At 72.9% G+C, this 21909-nt stretch carries 23 protein-coding genes; 19 read left to right on the forward strand and 4 right to left on the reverse strand.

What is annotated here, in order from left to right:
* The first annotated feature begins 200 nt into the window (after positions 1-200).
* From ACNKF0_RS01505 to ACNKF0_RS01530, 6 genes are all read left to right on the forward strand, one after another.
* The gene (locus tag ACNKF0_RS01505; protein WP_299931207.1) at positions 201-404 is read left to right on the forward strand and encodes a cold-shock protein; all 204 of its coding nucleotides are present in this window, start codon (positions 201-203) and stop codon (positions 402-404) included.
* Positions 405-565: 161 nt separating this feature from the next.
* On the forward strand, positions 566-2044 hold the full coding sequence (locus ACNKF0_RS01510) for an MFS transporter (protein ID WP_416955177.1): 1479 nt from the start codon (positions 566-568) through the stop codon (positions 2042-2044).
* Between the two features lie 8 nt (positions 2045-2052).
* Complete coding sequence (locus ACNKF0_RS01515) at positions 2053-4074, forward strand: molybdopterin oxidoreductase family protein (protein ID WP_416955178.1); 2022 nt, start codon at positions 2053-2055, stop codon at positions 4072-4074.
* Positions 4067-5488, forward strand: coding sequence for an FAD-dependent oxidoreductase (locus ACNKF0_RS01520; RefSeq protein WP_416955179.1), 1422 nt, complete (start codon positions 4067-4069; stop codon positions 5486-5488). The genes ACNKF0_RS01515 and ACNKF0_RS01520 overlap by 8 nt, the downstream gene beginning before the upstream one ends.
* A gap of 50 nt (positions 5489-5538) precedes the next feature.
* Positions 5539-5991: a hypothetical protein gene (locus ACNKF0_RS01525; protein WP_416955180.1), complete on the forward strand. Its 453-nt coding sequence runs from the start codon at positions 5539-5541 to the stop codon at positions 5989-5991.
* Positions 5988-6398, forward strand: a complete 411-nt coding sequence (locus ACNKF0_RS01530; protein WP_416955181.1) for a VOC family protein — start codon at positions 5988-5990, stop codon at positions 6396-6398. Before ACNKF0_RS01525 ends, ACNKF0_RS01530 begins: the two co-directional genes overlap by 4 nt.
* Here ACNKF0_RS01530 and ACNKF0_RS01535 read toward each other — a convergent pair.
* Positions 6376-6795: a GNAT family N-acetyltransferase gene (locus ACNKF0_RS01535; RefSeq protein ID WP_416955182.1), complete on the reverse strand. Its 420-nt coding sequence runs from the start codon at positions 6793-6795 to the stop codon at positions 6376-6378. The genes ACNKF0_RS01530 and ACNKF0_RS01535 overlap by 23 nt on opposite strands.
* A 68-nt stretch (positions 6796-6863) precedes the next feature.
* Here ACNKF0_RS01535 and ACNKF0_RS01540 point away from each other — a divergent pair, with 68 nt between their 5' ends.
* Complete coding sequence (locus tag ACNKF0_RS01540; protein ID WP_416955183.1) at positions 6864-7331, forward strand: SRPBCC family protein; 468 nt, start codon at positions 6864-6866, stop codon at positions 7329-7331.
* 53 nt (positions 7332-7384) lie between these two features.
* On the opposite strand, the gene soxR is transcribed toward ACNKF0_RS01540, so the two are convergent.
* Positions 7385-7864 (reverse strand): redox-sensitive transcriptional activator SoxR, encoded by a 480-nt coding sequence (soxR, locus tag ACNKF0_RS01545; protein ID WP_416955184.1) that lies wholly within the window; start codon positions 7862-7864, stop codon positions 7385-7387.
* Positions 7865-7913: 49 nt separating this feature from the next.
* On the opposite strand from soxR, the gene ACNKF0_RS01550 reads away from it, so the two are divergent.
* The 5 genes from ACNKF0_RS01550 to ACNKF0_RS01570 all read left to right on the forward strand — a co-directional run bounded on the left by ACNKF0_RS01550 (position 7914) and on the right by ACNKF0_RS01570 (position 12395).
* The gene (locus ACNKF0_RS01550) at positions 7914-8627 is read left to right on the forward strand and encodes an SDR family NAD(P)-dependent oxidoreductase (protein WP_416955185.1); all 714 of its coding nucleotides are present in this window, start codon (positions 7914-7916) and stop codon (positions 8625-8627) included.
* Complete coding sequence (locus ACNKF0_RS01555; protein ID WP_416955186.1) at positions 8624-9673, forward strand: S-adenosylmethionine:tRNA ribosyltransferase-isomerase; 1050 nt, start codon at positions 8624-8626, stop codon at positions 9671-9673. The genes ACNKF0_RS01550 and ACNKF0_RS01555 overlap by 4 nt, the downstream gene beginning before the upstream one ends.
* A 144-nt stretch (positions 9674-9817) precedes the next feature.
* The gene (locus ACNKF0_RS01560; protein ID WP_416955187.1) at positions 9818-10741 is read left to right on the forward strand and encodes an ATP-binding protein; all 924 of its coding nucleotides are present in this window, start codon (positions 9818-9820) and stop codon (positions 10739-10741) included.
* A 71-nt stretch (positions 10742-10812) separates the two neighbouring features.
* Positions 10813-11496 (forward strand): phosphatase PAP2 family protein, encoded by a 684-nt coding sequence (locus ACNKF0_RS01565; RefSeq protein ID WP_416955188.1) that lies wholly within the window; start codon positions 10813-10815, stop codon positions 11494-11496.
* Complete coding sequence (locus ACNKF0_RS01570) at positions 11493-12395, forward strand: NAD-dependent epimerase/dehydratase family protein (protein ID WP_416955189.1); 903 nt, start codon at positions 11493-11495, stop codon at positions 12393-12395. Before ACNKF0_RS01565 ends, ACNKF0_RS01570 begins: the two co-directional genes overlap by 4 nt.
* A gap of 1 nt (position 12396) precedes the next feature.
* Here the strand turns inward: ACNKF0_RS01570 and ACNKF0_RS01575 are convergent, their stop codons facing one another.
* The gene (locus ACNKF0_RS01575; protein WP_416955190.1) at positions 12397-13479 is read right to left on the reverse strand and encodes a methyltransferase; all 1083 of its coding nucleotides are present in this window, start codon (positions 13477-13479) and stop codon (positions 12397-12399) included.
* 151 nt (positions 13480-13630) lie between these two features.
* On the opposite strand from ACNKF0_RS01575, the gene ACNKF0_RS01580 reads away from it, so the two are divergent.
* The 6 genes from ACNKF0_RS01580 to ACNKF0_RS01605 all read left to right on the forward strand — a co-directional run bounded on the left by ACNKF0_RS01580 (position 13631) and on the right by ACNKF0_RS01605 (position 20687).
* Entirely contained in the window at positions 13631-15172 is a 1542-nt protein-coding gene (locus ACNKF0_RS01580) for an alpha/beta hydrolase (RefSeq protein ID WP_416955191.1), read from the forward strand.
* Between the two features lie 166 nt (positions 15173-15338).
* Complete coding sequence (locus ACNKF0_RS01585; RefSeq protein WP_416955192.1) at positions 15339-15902, forward strand: hypothetical protein; 564 nt, start codon at positions 15339-15341, stop codon at positions 15900-15902.
* Positions 15903-15953: 51 nt separating this feature from the next.
* Positions 15954-16388, forward strand: a complete 435-nt coding sequence (locus ACNKF0_RS01590) for a hypothetical protein (RefSeq protein ID WP_416955193.1) — start codon at positions 15954-15956, stop codon at positions 16386-16388.
* Between the two features lie 236 nt (positions 16389-16624).
* On the forward strand, positions 16625-19225 hold the full coding sequence (gene nirB, locus ACNKF0_RS01595; RefSeq protein ID WP_416955194.1) for a nitrite reductase large subunit NirB: 2601 nt from the start codon (positions 16625-16627) through the stop codon (positions 19223-19225).
* A complete protein-coding gene (gene nirD / locus ACNKF0_RS01600) occupies positions 19222-19581 on the forward strand; it encodes a nitrite reductase small subunit NirD (RefSeq protein WP_416955195.1) in 360 nt (119 codons plus the stop codon). Before nirB ends, nirD begins: the two co-directional genes overlap by 4 nt.
* Positions 19578-20687 (forward strand): uroporphyrinogen-III synthase, encoded by a 1110-nt coding sequence (locus ACNKF0_RS01605; RefSeq protein ID WP_416955196.1) that lies wholly within the window; start codon positions 19578-19580, stop codon positions 20685-20687. The genes nirD and ACNKF0_RS01605 overlap by 4 nt, the downstream gene beginning before the upstream one ends.
* 12 nt (positions 20688-20699) lie before the next feature.
* Here the strand turns inward: ACNKF0_RS01605 and ACNKF0_RS01610 are convergent, their stop codons facing one another.
* Positions 20700-20978 carry a hypothetical protein gene (locus ACNKF0_RS01610; protein ID WP_416955197.1) on the reverse strand — a complete coding sequence of 93 codons (279 nt, stop codon included), beginning with the start codon at positions 20976-20978 and terminating at the stop codon, positions 20700-20702.
* Between the two features lie 143 nt (positions 20979-21121).
* On the opposite strand from ACNKF0_RS01610, the gene ACNKF0_RS01615 reads away from it, so the two are divergent.
* Positions 21122-21907: a hypothetical protein gene (locus tag ACNKF0_RS01615; RefSeq protein WP_416955198.1), complete on the forward strand. Its 786-nt coding sequence runs from the start codon at positions 21122-21124 to the stop codon at positions 21905-21907.
* Positions 21908-21909: the final 2 nt, after the last annotated feature.

Raw genomic sequence — 21909 nt, forward strand, 5'->3', positions numbered from 1 at the left:
CCGCCCGGAAGTCGTCACCGGGCGCCGCGTGCCGTAGGCTCGTGGTGTTGAAGGGATGCGCCTGGCGCGTCCTGGCCGCACACGTGGTGCGGCTCGTGTCTTGTATCTCCTGGTTTTCGGTTCGCTGGACAATCAGCACGATGGATGTCTTCAGCACCTCGGCGGCAGGTCGTCGCCGGAAGAGAACAAAGGAACAGATCATGGCTCAGGGAACTGTCAAGTGGTTCAACGCTGACAAGGGCTTCGGCTTCATCGCGCAGGACGGCGGCGGCGAGGACGTGTTCGTGCACTACTCCGCGATCCAGTCCAACGGCTACAAGTCGCTCGACGACAACCAGAAGGTCGAGTTCGACGTGACCGCCGGCCCCAAGGGCCCGCAGGCCGAGAACGTCCGCGTCGTCTGACGTACCTCTGAGGAGCCCCGACCGCACAGCGGTCGGGGCTCCTCTGCATTTCGCGCAGCACCTCGCTCCTCGGTGACGTCGTGAGGTCGTGAGGAGAAGTTGACGGCTCCGCCACCGGACCGGCAGGCCGGACGTCACACCGGGAGCCGACGCTCGTCGGCATGAGCACCCCCGCCACTGACACCCGCCGCACGCGTCGCTGGATCGAGGACTGGCGCCCGGAGGACCCCGACTTCTGGGAGTCGACCGGCCGGTCCGTCGCCCGCCGCAACCTGGTCTGGTCGATCTTCGCCGAGCACCTCGGTTTCTCGGTGTGGCTGATCTGGAGCGTGAGCTCGGCCTTCCTGGTGGCCCAGGGCTTCGACTTCACGCCACAGCAGCTCTTCCTCCTGGTGGCTCTGCCCAACCTCGTCGGCTCGTTGCTGCGGCTCCCGTACACCTTCGCGGTGCCGAAGTTCGGTGGCCGCAACTGGACGATGGCGAGCGCGGCTCTGCTGCTCGTCCCCACGCTGGGGTTCGCCTACGTCGTGCAGCGACCGGAGACGCCGTACTGGGTGTTCTGCGTCATCGCGGCCACGGCCGGCCTCGGCGGCGGCAACTTCGCCTCGTCGATGGCCAACATCAACTTCTTCTACCCCTCGGCCAAGAAGGGCGCCGCGCTGGGCCTCAACGCAGCGGGCGGCAACCTCGGTGTCGCACTGATCCAGCTCTTCCTGCCCGTCATCGTCGGCGGTGCCGGGATCTTCGGCCTGGTCAAGGCGGCGGAGGGCGGGATCGACCTGCAGCGCGCGGCCTGGGTGTACGCCGGCCTCGCGGTCGTCGCGACGCTCGCGGCGTACTTCTTCATGGACAACCTGGGCACCGCGAAGTCCTCCCCCCGCGAGCAGCTGCAGGTCGTGCGGAAGCGGCAGACGTGGATCATGGCGTTCCTCTACATCGGCACCTTCGGCTCGTTCATCGGCTACTCCGCCGCCATGCCCCTGCTCATCAAGCTGAACTTCTGGGTGCCGGAGCCGACGCCGCTGGGGACCGGCATCTACTTCGCCTACTTCGCGTTCCTCGGCGCCCTGGTCGGCTCGGCGACCCGGCCGTTCGGCGGGTGGCTGGCCGACCGCGTCGGCGGCGCGAGGGTGACGCTGGGCGCGTTCGGCGCGATGGTCGTCTTCACCCTGGCTGTGCTGTGGACGCTCGTGCAGCTCACCCCCAACCCCACCGCGGACCCGGCCATCGCGTCGGCCAACCAGTCGTGGTTCCCGTGGTTCCTGGCCTTCTTCCTCTGCGTCTTCGCCGCCACCGGCGTCGGCAACGGCTCGACCTACAAGATGATCCCGGCGATCTGGCGCACCGAGGCCGAGCGCGCCACGACGCCCGGCACACCCGAGCGCACCGCCGCCCTGCTGGCCGGGACCAAGCAGGCGTCCGCCGCGATCGGCGTCATCGGCGCGGTGGGCGCCATCGGCGGGTTCCTCATCCCGATGGCCTTCAGCGCACCGTGGGTGGCCGACCCCATGTCCGCCACCAAGGGCGCCTTCCTGGTGTTCACCGCGTTCTACGTCGTCTGCGGTGCGGTGACCTGGGCGGTCTACCTGCGACGCCCCGCTGAGGTCCGCGCCAAGAGCCTGGCCGGCGCCGGGATCTGAGGAGCACCGTGGCGACCGAGACCCACTGCCCCTACTGCTCGCTGCAGTGCGGGATGCGACTGGCCGGACGGCGTACGCCCGAGGTGTCGGCGTGGGAGGAGTTCCCCGTCAACCAGGGCGCGCTGTGCCGCAAGGGGTGGGCCGCGGCCGGGCTGTACGGCAGTCGGGAGCGGCTCACGTCGCCGCTGGTGCGCGACCGGAAGACGGGCGAGTGGACGGCCGTCTCGTGGGACGACGCGCTCGACCGCGTCGCCGACGGGATCCGAGCCGCGCAGGCGGCGGGAGGGCCGGACGGGGTCGCCGTCTTCGGCGGCGGAGGGCTCACCAACGAGAAGGCCTACGCGCTCGGCAAGTTCGCCCGGGTCGCGCTCGGCACCTCCCAGATCGACTACAACGGTCGCTGGTGCATGAGCTCGGCCGCCTCGGCCGGCATCCGCGCCTTCGGCCTCGACCGCGGGCTGCCCTTCCCGCTGGCCGACGTCGAGGAGACCGACGTGCTGGTGCTCGTCGGCTCCAACCTCGCCGAGACGATGCCGCCGGCCGCCCGCCACCTCGACCGGCTGCGCGAGCGCGGCGGGAAGGTCGTCGTCGTCGACCCACGGCGTACGCCGACCGCGGACCGCGCCGACCTGCACCTCCAGCCGGTGCCGGGCACCGACCTCGCCCTGGCGCTGGGCCTGCTGCACCTGCTCGTCGCCGCCGGCGCGGTCGACACGACGTACCTCGCCGAGCGCACCACCGGCTGGGAGGACGTGCGTGACTCGGTCGCCTCCTGGTGGCCCGAACGGGTCGAGCGGGTGACCGGGATCGAGGCGCACGAGCTGCGGGCGCTGGCGGCCATGCTCGCGGGCCGCAAGGTCATGGTCCTCACCGCGCGCGGGGCCGAGCAGCACTCGACCGGCTCCGACACGGTGCTGGCCTGGATCAACGTCGCGCTCGCGCTCGGCGCGGTGGGCAGGCGGGGCGCGGGCTACGGCTGCCTGACCGGGCAGGGCAACGGCCAGGGCGGGCGCGAGCACGGGCAGAAGGCCGACCAGCTGCCCGGCTACCGGCGCATCGACGACCCCGCCGCCCGCGCGCACGTCGCGGACGTGTGGGGGGTCGAGCCCGACTCGCTGCCGGGACCCGGGAGGTCGGCGTACGAGCTCCTCGACGCGCTCGGCACACCGGGCGGCCCGTCGGCGCTGCTGGTCCTCGGGTCCAACATCGTCGTCAGCGCACCACGGGCGACCCACGTGACCTCGCGGCTGGAGGCGCTGGACCTGCTCGTCGTGTGCGACATCGTGATGTCGGAGACCGCGGCGCTGGCCGACGTCGTGCTGCCGGTGACGCAGTGGGCCGAGGAGACCGGGACGATGACCAACCTCGAGGGTCGGGTGGTCCTGCGGCAGCGCGCGGTCACGCCCCCGTCGGGCGTGCGGTCGGACCTCGAGGTGCTCGCCGGGCTCGCGGAGCGGCTCGGGTCGGCGGCGTCGTTCCCGACCGACCCGGAGGAGGTCTTCACCGAGCTCGGCCGCGCGTCGGCGGGCGGCCCGGCCGACTACTCGGCGATCACCTACGACCGGATCCGCGACGAGCAGGGCGTCTTCTGGGGCGGCGAGCGGCTCTTCGCCGAGTCGTTCGCGCACCCCGACGGGCGCGCCCGGATGTACGCCGTCGAGCACCGCGGCGCGGCCGAGCAACCGTGCGCCGACTACCCGGTGCACCTCACGACCGGGCGGGTGCTCGCGCAGTACCAGTCCGGTGCCCAGACCCGGCGGGTCCGCTCGCTGCCCGACGACGGACCGTTCGTCGAGCTGCACCCGCTGCTCGCCGCGCGCATCGGGATCGGGCCGGGCGACGTCGTGCGCGTGGCGACCCGGCGCGGCGAGATGACCGCTCCCGCCAAGGTGGTGCCGACGATCCGGCCGGACACGGTCTTCGTGCCGTTCCACTGGGTCGGCGCCAACCGGCTCACCAACGACGCCCTCGACCCGGCCTCCCGGATGCCGGAGTTCAAGGTGTGCGCGGCCTCGGTCACCCATGGCTGAGCGCATCGTCGTCGTCGGCGGCGGCATGGCCGCCGTCCGCCTGGTCGAGCACCTCGCCGGGGACGACCGCTTCGCCGTGACCGTCCTCGCCGACGAGTCGTACGCCCCCTACAACCGGATCCTGCTGTCCGCCGTGCTCGAGGGCACCCACGCCGCCGACGCGCTGACCCTGCGCTCGGAGGAGTGGTTCGCGGCGCACGGGATCGACCTGCGGCTGGGGGCGCGGGTCCTGGAGATCGACCGCGCCGCCCGCGCGGTCGTGCTGGTCGACGGGGAACGGGTCGCCTACGACCGGCTCGTCCTGGCCTGTGGCTCGATCCCCACCCTGCCGCCGATCCGCGGCCTGGTCCGCCGCGACGGCACCCTGCACCCCACGGTCCACGCCTTCCGCTCGCTCGCCGACTGCCGGCGCCTCGACAAAGCCGCCAGCTCGCTGGTCGAGGAAGGCGCCCTGGCGCCTGTCACGAGACCCCGCGCGATCGTCGTCGGCGGCGGCCTGCTCGGGCTGCAGGTCGCCCGGGCGCTAGCGGTGCGTGGGCTGCGGACGGAGGTCGTCGAGGGCGCCGACCACCTGCTCGCCCGTCAGGTCGGTCCCGGCGCCGGACGCGTCCTCGCCCGCGACCTCCGCCGTCTCGGCACCGAGGTCTACACCGGCGCCCGGGCCGTCCGGATCACCGACGACGGGCTGCAGCTCGACAACGGCCACGTCCTGCCCAGCGACCTCGTCGTCCTCACCGCCGGCGGCCGCCCGTCGACCGCGCTCGCGCGTCGGGCCGGGCTGATGGTCCGTCGGGGGGTCGTCGTCGACCACACGCTCACCAGCGTCACCGACGACCGGGTGCACGCCATCGGCGACTGCGCCGAGCACCGTCGCCGGACGACCGGCTTCGTCTCGCCCGCCTGGGAGCAGGCCGAGGTGCTCGCCCGGGTGCTGCGCGGGGAGGAGGCGTCGTACGACGGCAACCGCAGCGTCGCGCGCCTGCGCGCCACCGGCCTCGACGTCGCCGTGCTCGGCGACCCCGAGCGCGCAGCGGGCGAGGTCGTGGAGGTGACCAACCCGGTCGCCGGATCCCACCGCCGCCTGGTCGTCCACGGCGGGCGGATCGTGGCCGCGGCCCTCGTCGGCGACCTGTCCCGCGTCGGGCTGATCACCCAGCTCTACGACCGGGGCACCCTGCTCGGTCCCGACGAGCCCGGTCAGCTGCTCCTGCCCGAGGCGGCCGACGCCCCGACGCCGCTGCCCGACGAGGCGGAGGTCTGCGCGTGTGCCGGCGTGAGCGCGGGCGAGGTCCGGGCGTGCGGGACGGTGGGGGAGTGCGTCGACCGGACGCGGGCGACCACCGGCTGCGGCGGGTGCGCGGACGTCGTACGCCGACTCGTCGAGGGCAGTCCGGCGCCAGTCGTGGTCGGCTGACAACTTCTCGGCCGATCGCCTCGTCCCATCGACGTACCGGAGGAGGACGGATGCTCGTGCGCGTGGCGCTGGGGGCCGCGACGGTGGTCGTCGGCTTCCTCGGGGGCGTCCAGCTGCACCAGGTCGTCGCGTCGCCCGGCGAGCCGGCCGCCACCTTCCGCGCCATCGACCCGAGTGCGCACCGCGACGACGAGGTGGTCTTCGAGGACTGTCCCCAGGCCGCGATGGCGCCGCCCTACCCGGTCAACGAGAACGGCATGTCCTACGGATCCGGCGCCGCCATCGACGAGCACGACCCGGGCCCGGACCTGGTCGCCGCCTACGGCACCAACGGCCGGTGCGGCTTCATCCGCTCCGCCGAGGCACGGAACCAGACGGACCCCGACGGTCAGGACATCCCGCTCTACGCCCAGGACGGCGTCACCGTGATCGGCGAGTTCCGCATCGGTCCGGGCAGGGTCTTGACCTCAGGTGCACCCGAGCCAGCACGATCGACTCCATGACCGATGCCCAGATCGCCGTGCATGAGCTCCGGATCACCCTCACCGTCGACGACTTCGACGCCGCCGTACGCCTCTACCGCGACGCTCTCGGGCTGTCCGAGGTGGCCGACTGGAGCAGCGACCAAGGTCGCGTGGTGCTGCTCGACGCCGGGCGCGCCACGCTCGAGCTCTTCGACGAGGCCCAGGCCGCGATGGTCGACGACCTCGAGGTGGGGGAGCGGGTCTCGGGCAAGGTGCGCCTCGCGCTGCAGGTGCCGGACGCCGATGCCGCCGCTGCGACGCTGACCGCCGCGGGCGCGACCCCGGTGGCGCCCACCGTCGACACGCCGTGGGGCGACCGCAACGCCCGCGTCGCCGCGCCCGACGGGATGCAGCTGACGCTGTTCACGCTGTCGGGGGAGTCCTGATCATCCAGAGGTCCGGGTCGGGAACGGGCTCGAAGCCGTGGCCCGCGTAGACCTCGTGGGCGTCCCTCGTCTTGAGCAGGGTGCGGCCGACGCCCAGCTCGTCGACCCGCTGCGCGACAGCGGCCACCAGCCGCTTGCCCAGGCCGCGACCGCGGTGGTCCCGGTCGACGTACACGTCGCAGAGCCAGGCGAAGGTGGCGTGGTCGGTGACGACCCGGGCGTACGCCACCTGCCGGCCGTCGTCGGTGAAGGCGCCGACGTTCAGCGAGTGCTCCGCTGCCGTGGCGACGGCCGCGCGGCTGCGCCCCAGGGACCAGTACGCGTCGGTGCTGAGCCAGTCGTGGACGCGGTCGAGGTCCATGGCGGCCAGGTCGGTGCGGATCGCGTAGTCGGTCACGCCCGCATCTTCGTCGATCGGGCTGGACCGGGCTTGAGCGGCGGTCGGCGCGGGCCGACCATGGCGAGATGAGCGACGTCGAGTTCGAGATCCAGCGCACGGTCGCGGCGCCGATCGGCGAGGTCTTCGCCCGTCTCGCCGACATCGAGGGACACAACACGTGGGTGCCCGGGCGGGGCAGCATCCTGCGCGGGACACGGCAGACGTCGCCCGGTCCGGTGACCGCCGGCACGACCTACGAGGACCGCACCCGGATGGGGACGATGCCGGGTGAGATCGCCGAGCTCGACGCCCCGAACCGGATCGTCTACCACTGGTGGGACCGCGGCTCGTCCGGGAAGACCAGGATGGAGGGCTGGCCCGGCTACACCCTCGAGGCCGTCGGCGAGCGGGAGACGCGCGTACGCCACGACGTGCGGCTGCGGGCCAACGGCATCCGCGCGCTCGGGACGCCGGTGCTGCGGATCATCGCCCATCGTGAGCGGACGGCGACCATGGACGCGCTCGTCCGCTCCTTCGCCACGCCGCCGGGGTAGTCCACCGGCGACGGGTCCTCCGGCGGTCCCTCGGACGACCGGTTCCCGGTGGACTACCCGGAGGAGCGCCGCGTCGGGTGCGGGCGCCGCAGCGAGTCGGGGAGCAGCCGCGCACCGGCCCCGTCCCCGGCGTGCACGTCGTCCGGATTGGAGAAGGCGCACGAGCGCAGGCTCAGGCAGCCACACCCGATGCAGCCGTCGAGGCCGCCCTTGAGCCGCTGGAGTGCGGCGATCTGCTCGTCGAGCCGGCGCCCCCAGTGCCGGGAGATGCGGTGCCAGTCGGCCTTGGTGGGGGTGCGGTTGCCGGGCAGCCGGGCGAGCTCGCCGCGGATCTCCTCGATGCTGAGCCCGACGTTGGAGGCAGCCCGGATGAAGGCCAGCCTCCGCAGGACGCTGCGCTCGAACCGCCGTTGACCGTTGCCCGAGCGGTGCGCCTCGATCAGGCCCTCGGCCTCGTAGAAGCGGATCGCCGACGCAGCGAAGCCGCTGCGCCGCGAGATCTCGCCCATCGGCAGCAGGTCGCGAGCATCCATCGGGGTCACCTCTTGAACTCAAGTTCACTTGAACTTGAACCATGGTGCCATGACCGACAAGACAGGCACTGACAGGACGACGGAACGGGTGGCGCTGGTCACCGGAGGATCGGCCGGACTCGGCCGCACGCTGGTCGCCGAGCTCGCGCGGCACGGCTGGCGGGTGGTCACGGACGGGCGCAGTGAGGAGAAGTTCAAGGAGGCCGAGCTCCCGGCCGGCGTGACGGTGGTCGTCGGCGACCTGACCGACGCCGACCACCGCGAGCGACTGCGGACAGAGGTGGAGCGTCACGGACGGCTCGACCTCCTGGTGCACAACGCCAGCACGCTCGGTCCGCTGCCGATGCGCCCGCTGGCCGAGGTCGACATCCCCGACCTCACGCACGTCTGGCGGACCAACATCGGCGGTCCGCTGGTGCTCACCTCGGCCCTGCTGCCGTGGCTGCGAGCGACGGACGGTGTGCTCCTCTCGATCAGCTCGGACGCGGCCGTGAACCACTACGAGACGTGGGGCCTCTACGGCGCGAGCAAGGCCGCGCTCGACCACGTGACCCTGACCTACGGCGCCGAGACGGGACTGCGCGCGTACGCCGTCGACCCCGGCGACATGCGTACGGCGATGCACCAGGACGCCTTCCCCGGCGAGGACATCTCGGATCGACCGCTCCCGGAGGCGGTCGTGCCGCACCTGCTGGCGTTGCTGGCCGCGCGGCCGGACTCCGGTCGCCACCGGGCCGCCGACTTCAAAGGCGAAGGCCGATGACGCTCGTGCACGAGACCCCGCAGACCCGGTTCGCCGCGTCGGCCTTCGCACCCCGACCCGCCGAGTCGCGCGGGCTCGCCCGCGACGAGGTGCGCCTGCTCGTGGCGACCCCGGACGGGCTGTCCCACGGTCGATTCGCCGACCTTCCCGACCACCTGCGCGCAGGCGACGTGCTGGTCGTCAACACCTCGGCGACCGTCGCTGCCGAGGTCGATGCGGACCTCGACGGGCGTCCGGTGGTGCTCCATGTCGCGCACCGCCTCGACGACGGGGACGCCGTCGTCGAGCTGCGGACCGCGCCCGACGCCGCCCGTTCCTTGCTGACCGCGCGCGTGGACGACGTGGTGCGTGTCGGCGACGTACGCCTGGTGCTCCGCGAGCCGTGGCTCGGGCAGGCGTCCTCCCCGACGGGCGTCGGCAACCGCCTGTGGCGCGTGTCGGTGCGAGGCGACCTGGACCGCCAGCTCGACTGGAACGGGCGCCCCATCGCCTACGGCTACCTCGACCGGCGCTACCCGCTCGCGGACTACCAGACGGTCTTCGGGACGAGGCCGGGCAGCGCCGAGATGGCGTCCGCCGGGCGTCCGTTCACGCACGAGCTGGTGACCCGGCTGGTCACCGCGGGCGTGCAGCTCGCACCCGTCACGCTGCACACCGGCGTGTCGTCGCAGGAGGCCGGAGAGGCCCCGGGGCCGGAGTGGTTCGAGGTGACGCCGACCAGTGCGCGCGTGATCAACCAGGCGCGCGCCAACGGCGGACGTGTCGTGGCCGTCGGCACCACGGCGACCCGCGCCGTCGAGTCCACGGTGAGGGGGTCCTCCGTCGTCGCCGGGCGCGGGTGGACGGACCGCGTCGTCACGCCGGCGGACCCGCCCCGGGTGGTCGACGGCCTCGTCACCGGGTGGCACGACCCGATGGCCTCGCACCTCCTGCTCGTCGAGGCGGTGGCGGGCCCTCGGCTCACCCAGGCGGCGTACGACGCTGCGGTCGCGGAGGGCTACCTCTGGCACGAGTTCGGGGACTCCGCGCTGCTGATGCGGAGGTGAGGTAACCGGTCCGTGGCCCAAAATGTGGGAGAACTGTGGGTCCCGCGCCGCCACGCCGCCCTAGATTGAGCGGGTGATGCACGGGCGACACCGCGCGGCAGCCGACCTCTGCCGGCTCCGGCCGGGGAGACAGAGGCACGAGCCGTGACAGCGACCTCGACGCACACGACGCTGCTCTACGACGGCGACCGCCACTACGCGACCGAGGCGGGCGGGTTCCTTCGCGCGGGCCTCGACCAGGGCCACCGCGGGCTCGTCATGGCGCCGGCGTCGCGGGTGGAGGCGATCCGGGCCGAGCTCGGCAGTGACGCCGACGAGGTCACGGTCATCGACGACGCCGTGGCCTACGGGCCGCAGTGGAACGTCTACCGGATGCTGCTCGACTTCGTGACCGCGGCTCCGGGCGTGCGGTCGTGCGTGATCGCCGAGCAGTCGCTCGCGGCGAGGACCCCGGTCGAGATCGTCGACTACCGCAGGCTCGAGTCGGCGGCCAGCCTCGTCTTCGCCGAGCAGCCGGTCGACCTCCTCTGCCCCTACGACGCCCGTCTGCCCGGCCACCTGGTCGACATCGCCCTCGCCGCCCACGACGGGGTGTGCGAGGACGGTTCAGTGACGCCCAACGCCCGCTTCCAGGACCCGCTAGCGGTGCTGGCAGACCTGGCGGCGGTCTCTCGTCCGCCGGCGTACGCCGCGACACTCGACTGCTCCCAGCACGCCGGCGTCGCCCTCATCCGCGGCCTGGTGCGCACCCGGGGAGCAGACCTGGGCCTCGATCGCGGCGTCCTCGACGACCTGGAGCTGGCGGTCACCGAGGTGGTGACCAACGCCCAGCTGCACGGCTCGCCCCCGGTTCTGGTGCACGTCTACGACGAGGACGAGACGTGGGTGTGGCACGTCCAGGACCGCGGCGGGATGCCGGTGCACCCGCTCGCGGGGCTGCTGCCGCCCGACGAGCCGGCCGAGCACGGCTACGGACTGTGGTTGGCCCGCCAGCTCGTGGCGGCCGTCGACGTCGGTCGTGACGACACCGGCACCCACGTGCGGCTGCACGTGCGCAAGCCGGCCTAGCGTCGGGCCCGGACCGCGGACATCCCTCGGGGTGGACGACGACGGACGCCATCTGGGGCATCCTCGGCGGCGTGAGTACGTCGACGCGGCGCGAGGCCGCGCGCACCCTGGCCCTGGTGTGGATCGTCGTCGTCCTCGGGGTCCTGGGGGTCGGGTGGCTCCTCACCGGGCCGCTGGTCTCGGTGGTCGACCCGTGGGACGACGGCGTCGCGCGCTGGCTGGAGGACCACCGCACGGCCGACCTCGACACCGCGGCGGCTGCCGGCAGCGCGATCGCCGACACGATCGTCGGCGTCGCCATCGCCGTCGTGGTCGGCCTCGCCGGGTCGTGGTGGCAGCGCTCCTGGCGCCCGTTCGTCTACTTCGCGGTGCTCGTCGGGGGCTACCTCGCCCTCTACCTCGTCGTCACGCACTTCGTCCCGCGTGACCGGCCGCCGGTGGAGATCCTCGACCCCGGGCTGGTGCCGGACCACAGCTTCCCGTCCGGGCACGTGGCGACCTCGATCGTCGTCTACGGCGGCATCGTGCTGTGGGTCGCTGCGGTGGCGCCGCGCTGGCGCCGGTGGGTCTGGCCGCTGCTCCTCGCGCCGCTCGTCGTGGCACCGTCCCGGCTCTACCAGGGCGCCCACCACCCGACCGACGTGATGACCAGCCTGGTCTCCGCCACCATCTGGGTCCTGGCGGTCGCCCACGTCCTCCTGCCCCGGACGGCCGACGACCGCGTTCAGGACCGCAGTGCCATGGTGGAGGCATGACCTCCCCGATCGTCGTCGTCACCGGTGCCAACGGACTCGTGGGCAGCCACGTCGTGTCCGCGTTGGGCAAGCGCGGGGCGACCGTGCGCGCCGTCGTACGCCGCGTGGGCACCGCGCCGCAGCACCCGCACGTCGAGGAGCACGTCGGCGACTTCGCCGACCCCACGTTCGCGGCCACCGTGGTGGCCGGTGCCGACGCCCTCGTCACGACCGTCCACCCGCTCGGCAGCGGACGCGACGACCAGCGTCGCGTCGGGCTCGACGGCACGATGACGATCGCCGAGGCGGCCGTCGACGCCGGCGTGCCCCTCCTGGTCCACGTCTCGACCGCCGGCGTCTACGACCGCAGCCCGGGGATGGGTGAGGTCGACGAGTCCGCGGCGCTGGTGCCCGACGACTCGTCGGCCTACGGCGTCGTCAAGCGGGACGTCGACGCCGCGCTCGAGCGACTGGCGGGTCCGACGCGGGTGCTGCTGCGCCCGCCGGCGATCCTCGGCCCGGGCGCCACGTCGATCTGGAACACCGTGCGCCCGGCGGAGATCCGCGACGACGAGGCCGAGCGGCACGCCAACCCCGACCAGACCTTCGCGTGGGTGCACGTCGACGACCTGGCGAGCATCGCGGCCGACGTCGCCACCGGCGCCATCGCGACCGCCGACGACCCCGAGTCAGGTCCGGTCGCGGGCGGGTGCACGCCGGTCAACGTGGCCAGCGGGCCGGCCACCCAGCGCGACTACCTCGGCGCGGTAACGGACGCGCTGGACCTCGAGCCGACCTGGGACGAGAGCCCGGCCTGGGCCGGGCAGATCGTGGCCGACCGCGCGCGGCGCTGGGGCTGGACGCCTCGGGTCGACCTGTCGACCGCGCTCGAGGAGCTCCGGGCCGGGCTCCGCGGCTGAGTCAGGCCGCCGGTCGGGCCTCGACGAGCGAGATCGTCGAGATGGTTGGCACGACGCGCGTCATCTCGAGCCCGGCGCGGCCGAGCAGGGCGGCGTACTCCTGCTCGGTGCGCTCGCGGCCACCGGCGAAGAGCAGCATGTCGAGGTCGAGGGTCTTGGCGAAGTCGGGCCCGCTGCCCGGGGGCACGATGCTCTCGAGCAGGAGCACCGTGGCGCTGGCCGGCATGTCGCGGCGCACGGTGGTCAGGAGGGCGAGCGCCTGCTCGTCGTCGAGGTCGTGCACCACGCGGCGCATGACGTAGAGGTCGCCGTCGTCGGGCACGCGGTCGTGGAACGAGCCGCCCACCAGGCGGCACCGCGACAGGACCCCGGCCTCCCGCAGCAGCTCCTCGGCGTCGGGCAGGAGCGACTCCTGCTCGAACAGCACGCCCTCGGCCGCCGGTGCGACGCCGAGCATCGACGCGAGGAGCCGGCCGTGGCCGCCGCCGACGTCGACGATGCGCCGGAACGGGGTGAAGTCGTACGCCGCCGCGACCGTCGGCCAGTCGAGCGCGGTGAGGCGCGTCATCGCCTCGTTGAAGGTGGCGGCGTAGTCGGCGTCGCGGTCCAGCAGCTCCCACATCGACACGCCGTGGACGGCCTCGGCCTGGGCCGTCCCGGTGGTGACCGACTCCGGCAGCCGGGCCCACACCGACTGGTAGCGCGGGTCGCCGATCATCAGCACCACCGCGCGCATCGAGTCGGGCGCGTCCGACTGCAGGGGGCGCCCCAGCGCGGTCAGGTCGAACCGGTCGCCGTCCTGGTGCAGCAGGCCGTAGCTGGCAGCGGCCCGCATCAGCCGGTAGGTCGCGTCGGGGTGGGTGCCGAGCTCGGCGGCCACGTCCGCGGCGGTGCGGGGACCGCGGGCCAGCGCGTCGGCCACTCCCAGCTTCGCGACGGCGTACACCGTGTTGGCCTCGATGAGGCCCGAGACCAGCTCGAGCACACCGACGGGCGCGGGCACCATCCGGCGCGTGAGGCCCTGGACCGCGGTGCGGACGGTCGTCGCAGCGCGGGCGACCCGGACGGGAGGAAGTCGGGTCATGGGTCACCCCTAAATCGTCAGGAATACTGACCATCATGGTCAGGGAGGCTGGCGACGTCAAGAGCAGTGAGGGGATCTCGCGACACGGCCGGGCGTAGCCCGCCCGGCGGCTGCTCGTTGCTACCGGTGACCCCGTCGCAGGAGAGATGCCATGCACCGACTCGTCACCGCAGCCGCCGCCGTCGTGCTCACCGCTGCTTCCGTCCCGCTCGTGGGCCCGACGCCCGTCGCCGCTGCCGACCCGGTCACCACGACCGACGGCTGCGTGCAGAGCGTGCCCGACCCCGGCACGACCGCGCCGGTCGACATCTGCTTCACGCTGTTCCGGCCGGCGGGCGCCACGCAGGACCGTCCCGTGCCGATGGTGCTGCACAGCCACGGCTGGGGCGGCAGCCGTACGACGGATCCCGCGGCGTTCGCCTACCTGACCGACGCCGGGTTCGGCGTGCTGAGCTTCGACCAGCGTGGTTTCGGCGAGAGCGGCGGCAAGGCCCACATCGAGAACCCCGACGTGGAGGGCCGGGACGTCCAGGAGGTCGTCGATCTCGTCGCCGCGCAGCCGTGGGTGCAGGAGCAGCGGCCGGGCGACCCGGTGCTCGGCGCGATCGGCGGGTCCTACGGCGGCGGCTACCAGTTCGTCGGCGCGCTGAGCGAGATCCGCGACCGCGGCGCCACGCGGTTCGACGCGCTGGTCCCCGAGATCACCTGGTGGAGCCTGACCGAGAGCCTGTTCCCGCAGGGCGTGCCCCGCACCGAGTGGGCGGCGGCGCTGACCGCGGCCGCGCTGCCGACCGACGCCCTCCCGCCTCGCGTGGTCCAAGGCTTCGTGGAGGCAACCGCGACGGGCAACGTGCCCACCCACCTCCACGAGTTCCTCGACCGCAACGGACCGGAGTGGCACGTGCGCCAGGGACGCCGCCTCGACGTCCCGGTGCTCTTCGGCCAGGGCGCGACCGACAACCTCTTTCCGTTCGACCAGGGCTTGAAGAACTTCGGCCGGCTGCTCACCGACCGGGCCCGCTTGCGCAGCATCTTCGTCGGCTACAACGGCGGGCACACCCTCCCCGCCGTGCTCCCGCCCGGCACCAACCTCGACATCCCGCTCGCGACCACCGACGCCTGCTCCCCGACGCTCGGGAGCCCGGACCTCGCCGACCTCGGCCTGCGGTTCCTGCAGCAGAACCTGCAGGGCAAGAAGACCGGGCTCACCGGCTTCGGGCGCTACCACCTGACCACCGCGGCGGGGGACCGCTGCGTCAGCGTCCCCGCCGTCGCGCCCACCACCGACGTCGAGCTCGGCGAGGTCGTCAGCACGGTCGGCGTCGGCGCACCCGTCGCCTACCCCGTCGCGCAGGGCCCGCTCACGATCGCCGGCTTGCCCACCCTCGACGCGAGGCTCACGACGATCGGGCTCGACAACCGTGCCTTCCTCGGGCTGTCGGTCGGCACCAGCCCTCTCGACGCGCGGGTCGTGCAGAACAACATGCTGCCGATCCGCGAGAACGGCATCGCGATCGACAAGCCGCGCCGCGGGGTCGAGCTGCCGTCGGTCGCGGTCGACGTACCCGCCGGACAGACGCTGTTCCTCACCGTCGCGCCGATCTCCGACATGTCCGTCGGCTTCGGCAGCCGAGTCGTCGGCGCGATGCGGATGAAGGACGTGGTCGTGCACCTGCCGGTCACCGACCGCTGAGCTTGCACAGGGCCTGGGGCCTATCGTCGGGCACGAGACGACCCGCGTCCGGAGGGAGAGGCCCGTGCCCCGTCGAGCGGTGCTTCCGCCCCCACGCCCGGTGGTCCACCCGCTGCGCGAGCCCGAGTCCGCGCGCTCGAGCATCCGCCGATTGAGCCACCACCGGATGAGGGTCACGATCGACCACCGGCCCCTCGCGGGCGTCACCCCGGAGATGCTGCTGTGGTGGTTCTGCCACATCGGCGACGACGTCACCTATGCCGGCCAACGGATGTCGGGCTACCTCGCCTGGCACCCGCTCGACCACATCCGCTGGGAGCTCGAGCGCCCGGCACCGGGCGGCGGCGCGGGTGAGGGGGCGCGCTACCGGATCGTCGAGGCGTTCGGGCGCAACGAGGACTTCGGCGTCGACTCCGTCGAGCGGGTCGAGAAGCTGGACGAGACGGGCATCCGGCTCGTGCGCCGTGTCCTGGGGGTCCAGGTCTTCCAGCTCGAGCACACCTGGTCCGCGGGCGAGCAGGGCACCCACTACGTCAGCGTGATGGACCTCGGCGCCCGCGGTCGGGCGGCTGCACCGGTCAACCGCCACCTGACCTCGCGCGTCTTCCCGCCGGAGATGGCCACGGCGTGGGTGCGGCACAACATCGAGGAGGTCGGCGTCCTCGAGCACCTCCTGCCCGACGTCCTCCGGCAGCGGCCTGACGAGGCGGCACGGCTCGGCACCGTCTAGGAGCCGAGGGGCGCTCCTGCTCCGGTTCGGTCCCCGTGCGACGCTCGGGGAGTGCCCACCCGTGCCCTCTCCACCGACACGCTCGGCGCCTGGCTGGTGAAGGCCAGAGGCGCCGAGGCCTCGACCCGGGAGCACGTGCGCGCCGGGTTCACGGGCGTGCAGAGGTGGTGCGTGCAGCCGACCTACCGCACCGAGCTCGTCGCGGCCGGGCAGCCGGTGCTGCTCTGGGTGAGCGGGACGGAGCGCGGCCTGTCCGCCGGCATCCACGCCCACGGCCGCGCCACCGGCCCGGCCCGCGACGGCGAGATGCCGCTCGTCCTGGCGCCGCTGACCGACCCGTTGCTCCGCTCGGAGCTCGTGGCCCATCCGGACCTCGGCTCCCTGGAGGTGCTGCGGATGCCGGCGGGCAGCAACCCGTCGTACGTCACGCCGGAGCAGCTCGAGGTGCTGGTCGCCCTGCGGGAGGAGCTGGCGGAGTCGGTGTGACGGCTCGGCCGCCGATGATCAGGAGCCTGTCGTTCCGTCACAGCGCCTGTCACCACCTGACAGGCAACGGACTCGAATGTGGCACGGGGCGCGTCACAACAGGGCGAACGCCGTCGTGGGTGTTCGACCACGGTGTGTCACAACGGCCCATCCGGCGTGAGGTCGTGCCACCCAGTTTTCACGCCCGAAACATTCGTGGAAGCCGCTGACAACATCGGCTTCCTAGGTTCCTCGGCATGACCAAGCGCCAGCGGATCGTCGTCGTCGGGCACGGCATGGTGGGCCACCGGTTCGCCCAGGCCGCCGTCGAGCGCGGCCTCACCGAGACCCACGACGTCCTCGTCATCGGCGAGGAGCCGCGCGCGGCCTACGACCGTGTCGCCCTCACGAGCTGGTTCGCCCACGCCGATGGGGATGGCGGCTCGGACGCGCTGTCGCTGCTGCCCGGCGGGGAGTACGACGACCCGCGGGTGCGGCTGGTGCTCGACAGCGTCGTGACCGAGGTCGACCGGGTCGCGCGGACCGTCACCGTCGTGTCCCCGCCCAGCGCGGTGGGCGACCTGCTGGCGCACCCGGGCGCCGTCACCGTCCACGAGTACGACGTCCTGGTGCTCGCCACGGGCGCGGCGCCGTTCGTCCCGCCCGTCGAGGGTCGCGGCAAGGACGGCTGCTTCGTCTACCGCACCATCGAGGACCTCGAGGCGATCCAGGCGGCCAGCGCCGCGGCCACCAGCGGCGTCGTCATCGGCGGCGGCCTGCTCGGCCTGGAGGCGGCCAACGCGCTCGTCCAGCTCGGCCTCGACACCCACGTCGTCGAGATGGCACCCCGGCTGATGCCGGTGCAGCTCGACGACGGCGCTGGCTCGACGCTGGTACGGCACATCGAGCGCCTCGGCGTGACCGTGCACACCGGCGTGGTGACCGAGGCCATCGAGGGCGGCTCGTCCGCGACGGGCCTCAGGGTGCGGCAGGCCGGCACCGACGAGGGCGCCCCGACCCAGGTCGTGGACGCGCAGGTCGTGGTGTTCTCCGCCGGCATCCGACCGCGCGACGCCCTGGCCCGCGAGTGCGACCTGGAGGTCGCCCCGCGCGGCGGCGTACTGGTCGACGAGCAGTGCCGGACCGCCGACCCGCACGTCTTCGCGATCGGCGAGTGCGCGGCGCCGGGCGGCACGATGTACGGCCTCGTCGCCCCGGGCTACGCCATGGCCGAGGTCGTCGTCGACGCGCTCCTCGACGGCCCGGGCACCTTCACCGGCGCCGACATGTCGACCAAGCTCAAGCTCCTCGGCGTCGACGTCGCGAGCTTCGGCGACGCGTTCGCGACCACCGACGGGTCCCTCGAGCTGACCTACGCCGACGCGGTCGCCGGCGTCTACAAGAAGCTCGTGGTCAGCGAGGACGGCACGCGGCTGCTCGGCGGGATCCTGGTCGGCGACGCGTCGGCGTACGGCGTCCTGCGCCCGATGGTCAGCAGCGGCCTCGCACTGCCCGACAACCCCGAGCAGCTCATCCTCCCGGTCGGCACCGGCGCCGGCATCCAGCTCGGGATGCCCGACGAGGCGCAGGTCTGCTCGTGCAACGACGTGACGAAGGCCGACATCCTCCACGCGGTCACCGACCAGGGCTGCGAGAGCGTGGCCGACGTCAAGCAGTGCACGCGTGCCGGCTCGACGTGCGGGTCGTGCGTGGCGACGGTGAAGAACATCATCGAGGACCACTTCGCCAGCGTCGGCCGGGTCGTCGACAAGGGGATCTGCGAGCACTTCCGGCTCACCCGGCAGGAGCTCTTCGACGTCGTGGCGGTCCACGGCTACCGGCGCTTCGACGACATCGTCGCGGCCCACGGCACCGGCCGCGGCTGCGACGTCTGCAAGCCCGCGATCGCCAGCATCCTGGCCAGCCAGACCAGCACCCACATCCTCGAGCCGGCGACCGCCGAGCTGCAGGACACCAACGACAAGTACCTCGGCAACATCCAGCGCAACGGCACCTACTCGGTCGTGCCGCGCATCCCCGGCGGCGAGATCACGCCCGACAAGCTCATCGTGATCGGCGAGGTCGCCAAGGACTACGGGCTCTACACCAAGATCACCGGCGGCCAGCGGATCGACCTCTTCGGCGCCCGGATGGAGCAGCTCCCCGCGATCTGGCGCCGGCTCGTCGACGCCGGCTTCGAGTCGGGCCACGCCTACGGCAAGTCGCTGCGCACGGTGAAGTCGTGCGTCGGCTCGACCTGGTGCCGGTTCGGCGTGCAGGACTCGGTCGGTCTCGCGATCGCACTGGAGCTGCGCTACCGCGGCCTGCGCAGCCCCCACAAGCTCAAGGGCGGGGTCAGCGGCTGCGCCCGTGAGTGCGCGGAGGCGCGCGGCAAGGACTTCGGCGTCATCGCGACGGAGAAGGGGTGGAACCTCTACGTCGGCGGCAACGGCGGCGCCACGCCGGCCCACGCGCGGCTGCTCGCCGGCGACCTCGACACCGCCACGCTGGTGTCGTACCTCGACCGGTTCCTCATGTACTACGTCCGCACCGCCGACCGGCTCCAGCGCACCTCGACCTGGATCGAGCAGCTCGAGGGCGGGCTCGACCGGGTGCGCGAGGTCGTCGTCGACGACTCGCTCGGCCTCGGCGCGGAGCTCGAGGCGGAGATGGCGCGCCACGTCGGCGGCTACGAGGACGAGTGGCGCGCGACGCTCGAGGACCCGACCAAGCTGGAGCGGTTCGTGTCCTTCGTCAACGCCCCCGACACCCCCGACCCGTCGATCGCGTTCACCACCGAGCGCGACCAGATCCAGCCGATCGCGCCGGCCCTCATCCCCATTGGAGCGCCCGCATGAGCACCGTCGCCGTGTCCCTGACCCCCGTGTGCGCCGTCTCCGCCGTCCCGCTCGAGGGTGGGGTCGCCGCCCTGGTGTCCGGTGAGGCGGTCGCGGTCTTCCGTACGCACTCCGGCGAGGTCTTCGCCCTCTCCAACGTCGACCCGTTCAGCGGCGCGTCGGTGCTCTCGCGCGGCATCGTCGGCTCCCGCGGCGACGCGCCGGTGGTGAGCTCGCCGATGTACAAGCAGGCCTTCGACCTCCGCACCGGCGCCTGCCTCGACGACGAGACGGTGTCCGTTCCGTCGTTCGACGTCTCGGTGGTCGACGGCGTCGTGCACGTCGGGTCGGTCCGGCCGATTCGGGAGGTCGCGTGAGCCTGCCGCTCTCGGGGTTCCGGATCGGGGTCACCGCTGCTCGCAAGGCCGAGGAGCAGGTGGCCCTGCTGGAGCGTCGCGGGGCCACGGTCGAGTGGGCCGCCGCGCTGTCGCTCGAGCCCAACCACGTCGACCTCGGCGAGCTGCTGGCCGCGACGAAGGAGGTCATCCTCGGACCGGTCGACCTCTTCCTCGCCACCACGGGGATCGGCATGAAGACCTGGCTCGCGGCCGCCGCCGACGCCGGGTTGTACGACGACCTGGTCGCCGCGCTCGGCTCCGCGGAGATCCTGGCCCGCGGCCCGAAGAGCGTCGGCGTGCTCCGGGCCAACGGCCTGCGCGAGCTGTGGGCGCCGGAGTCGGAGTGCTTCGAGGACGTGCTCGCCCACCTCCGCGGCCGCGACCTCACCGGCAAGCGGATCGTCGTGCAGGAGCACGGCCAGTCGCTGTCGATGGCCGCCCACGCCCTGCGTCGCCAAGGCGCGTCGGTGGTGACGGTGCCGATCTACCGCGTGGCCTCGGCCGACGACCCGGCGCCGATGTTCGGCCTGATCGACCTGATCGCCGACCGCGAGCTCGACGCGGTCACCTTCACGTCCGCCCCTGCGGTCGCGGCGCTGATGGAGGCGGCGTACAGCGTCGGCCGGCGCGACGACCTGATCAGCGCCTTCCAGTCCGACGTCGTCGCCTCGTGCGTCGGCCCGGTGACCGCGGCCGCCTTCGAGATGTGGGGCGTCCCGACGATCTTCCCCGACCGCTCGCGACTGGCCGGGATGGTCAAGCAGCTGGAGACCGAGCTCCCGACGCGGCGGGACGGGATCGACGTACGTCTGGCCGACGGGCGGACGCTCATCGTGCACACCGACTCCCTCCTGCTCGACGGGGTGCCGGTCGAGCTGTCGCCCGCGCCGCTGTCGGTGCTCAACTCGCTGCTGGTCAACCCGGGGCACGTGGTCTCGCGGCGCGCGCTGCTGGCCGCGTTGCCGTCCGGGCAGGCGGGGTCGGAGCACGCGGTCGAGATGGCCGTCGCGCGCCTCCGAGCGGCCATCGGGACGAAGGCCGTGGTCACCGTCGTGAAGCGTGGGTACCGGCTCGCGGTGGGGTAGCCGCCCGACCGCTCAGGCGGAGCGCAGTGCCGTGACGCTCTTGACGAGACGACGCAGCGGGGTGTCGCGCTGCACCTTGAGGCGGCCACCGTCCGGCGTCAGGCCGAAGTGGGCCAGCAGGTCCTGGCGGCCCTCGCGCTCGGCCATCAGCATGATGGCGTCCCGGTCGTAGGAGTCAGCGAGCTCGGCCGCGAGGGCCAGGTCGTCGGCCGCGACGGCATCGTTGATCGACTCGACGTAGTTGGCGTAGAGGGCGTTGAGCTCGTCGGTCAGGCTGGTCTGGTTCGTCATGGACAACCCCTTGGAGTCGCGATGTGGCCCGGCTGTGACCTCCAGTCTGGAGCAGCGATTGGATCGATCCAATAGGGCGACGCCATGATCTTGCGCACGTCGTGACCGACCGCCCGCTGCGGCAGGCGACGTACGCTCTCGGCATGGATGTGATCCTGCTGCTGGTGGTCCTCGCCGTGGTGGGCGTCGGCGCGGTCGCCCTGGCCCGTCGCAACAGGGAGCGTGAGCTCCAGCGGCGCGAGGACGAGCTCGCCCCGGTGAAGAAGCTGGCCTTCGAGGACATCACCGCGTTCGGTGTCGACCTCCAGGAGCTCGACTACGAGATGAGCGGTCACGTCCTGGACGCCGGCGCCAACGCCGACTACCAGCGTGCGCTCGACACCTACGAGTCGGCCAAGACCGCCGGCGACTCCATCACGAAGCCGGAGGACATCCGGCACATCACCTCGATCGTCGAGGACGGTCGCTACGCCATCGCGTGCGTGCGTGCCCGGGTCGAGGGACGGCCGCTCCCCACCCGCCGGCCGCCGTGCTTCTTCGACCCGCGCCACGGACCGTCGGTCGCCGACGTCCTCTTCGTCCCGCCGGACGGCGTCGAACGTGACGTGCCCGCGTGCGCCCTCGACGTCGAGCGCGTCAACGCCGGCGCCGAGCCGGACGTCCGCAAGGTCATGGTCGGCGCGCAGCGGGTCCCCTACTGGCAGGGTGGGCGCGCCTACGAGCCGTACGCCGCGGGCTACTTCGGTGCCTTCGGACCCATGACCTGGATGTTCATGGGCGGGATGATGTTCGGCGACTTCGGTGGCGGCTCCGACGGAGGCGGTGGTGACGACGGCGGCGGATCCGACGGCGGCGACGGCGGTGGGTACGACGGCGGGGGCGACGGCGGCGGGTTCGACGGCGGCGGGTTCGACTTCGGCGGGTTCTGAGC

Source organism: Nocardioides sp. T5 (assembly GCF_048161455.1).
Taxonomy (GTDB): domain Bacteria; phylum Actinomycetota; class Actinomycetes; order Propionibacteriales; family Nocardioidaceae; genus Nocardioides.

Excerpts from the sequence above, each read along its gene's own strand:
- ACNKF0_RS01530 (WP_416955181.1), top strand. The coding sequence starts at position 5,988 with ATGACCGATGCCCAGATCGCCGTGCATGAGCTCCGGATCACCCTCACC.
- ACNKF0_RS01505 (WP_299931207.1), top strand. The coding sequence starts at position 201 with ATGGCTCAGGGAACTGTCAAGTGGTTCAACGCTGACAAGGGCTTCGGC.
- ACNKF0_RS01570 (WP_416955189.1), top strand. The coding sequence starts at position 11,493 with ATGACCTCCCCGATCGTCGTCGTCACCGGTGCCAACGGACTCGTGGGC.
- soxR (WP_416955184.1), bottom strand. The coding sequence starts at position 7,864 with ATGGATGCTCGCGACCTGCTGCCGATGGGCGAGATCTCGCGGCGCAGC.
- ACNKF0_RS01550 (WP_416955185.1), top strand. The coding sequence starts at position 7,914 with ATGACCGACAAGACAGGCACTGACAGGACGACGGAACGGGTGGCGCTG.
- ACNKF0_RS01610 (WP_416955197.1), bottom strand. The coding sequence starts at position 20,978 with ATGACGAACCAGACCAGCCTGACCGACGAGCTCAACGCCCTCTACGCC.
- nirD (WP_416955195.1), top strand. The coding sequence starts at position 19,222 with ATGAGCACCGTCGCCGTGTCCCTGACCCCCGTGTGCGCCGTCTCCGCC.
- ACNKF0_RS01615 (WP_416955198.1), top strand. The coding sequence starts at position 21,122 with ATGGATGTGATCCTGCTGCTGGTGGTCCTCGCCGTGGTGGGCGTCGGC.
- nirB (WP_416955194.1), top strand. The coding sequence starts at position 16,625 with ATGACCAAGCGCCAGCGGATCGTCGTCGTCGGGCACGGCATGGTGGGC.
- ACNKF0_RS01520 (WP_416955179.1), top strand. The coding sequence starts at position 4,067 with ATGGCTGAGCGCATCGTCGTCGTCGGCGGCGGCATGGCCGCCGTCCGC.
- ACNKF0_RS01585 (WP_416955192.1), top strand. The coding sequence starts at position 15,339 with ATGAGGGTCACGATCGACCACCGGCCCCTCGCGGGCGTCACCCCGGAG.
- ACNKF0_RS01525 (WP_416955180.1), top strand. The coding sequence starts at position 5,539 with ATGCTCGTGCGCGTGGCGCTGGGGGCCGCGACGGTGGTCGTCGGCTTC.
- ACNKF0_RS01540 (WP_416955183.1), top strand. The coding sequence starts at position 6,864 with ATGAGCGACGTCGAGTTCGAGATCCAGCGCACGGTCGCGGCGCCGATC.
- ACNKF0_RS01555 (WP_416955186.1), top strand. The coding sequence starts at position 8,624 with ATGACGCTCGTGCACGAGACCCCGCAGACCCGGTTCGCCGCGTCGGCC.
- ACNKF0_RS01510 (WP_416955177.1), top strand. The coding sequence starts at position 566 with ATGAGCACCCCCGCCACTGACACCCGCCGCACGCGTCGCTGGATCGAG.
- ACNKF0_RS01575 (WP_416955190.1), bottom strand. The coding sequence starts at position 13,479 with ATGACCCGACTTCCTCCCGTCCGGGTCGCCCGCGCTGCGACGACCGTC.
- ACNKF0_RS01580 (WP_416955191.1), top strand. The coding sequence starts at position 13,631 with ATGCACCGACTCGTCACCGCAGCCGCCGCCGTCGTGCTCACCGCTGCT.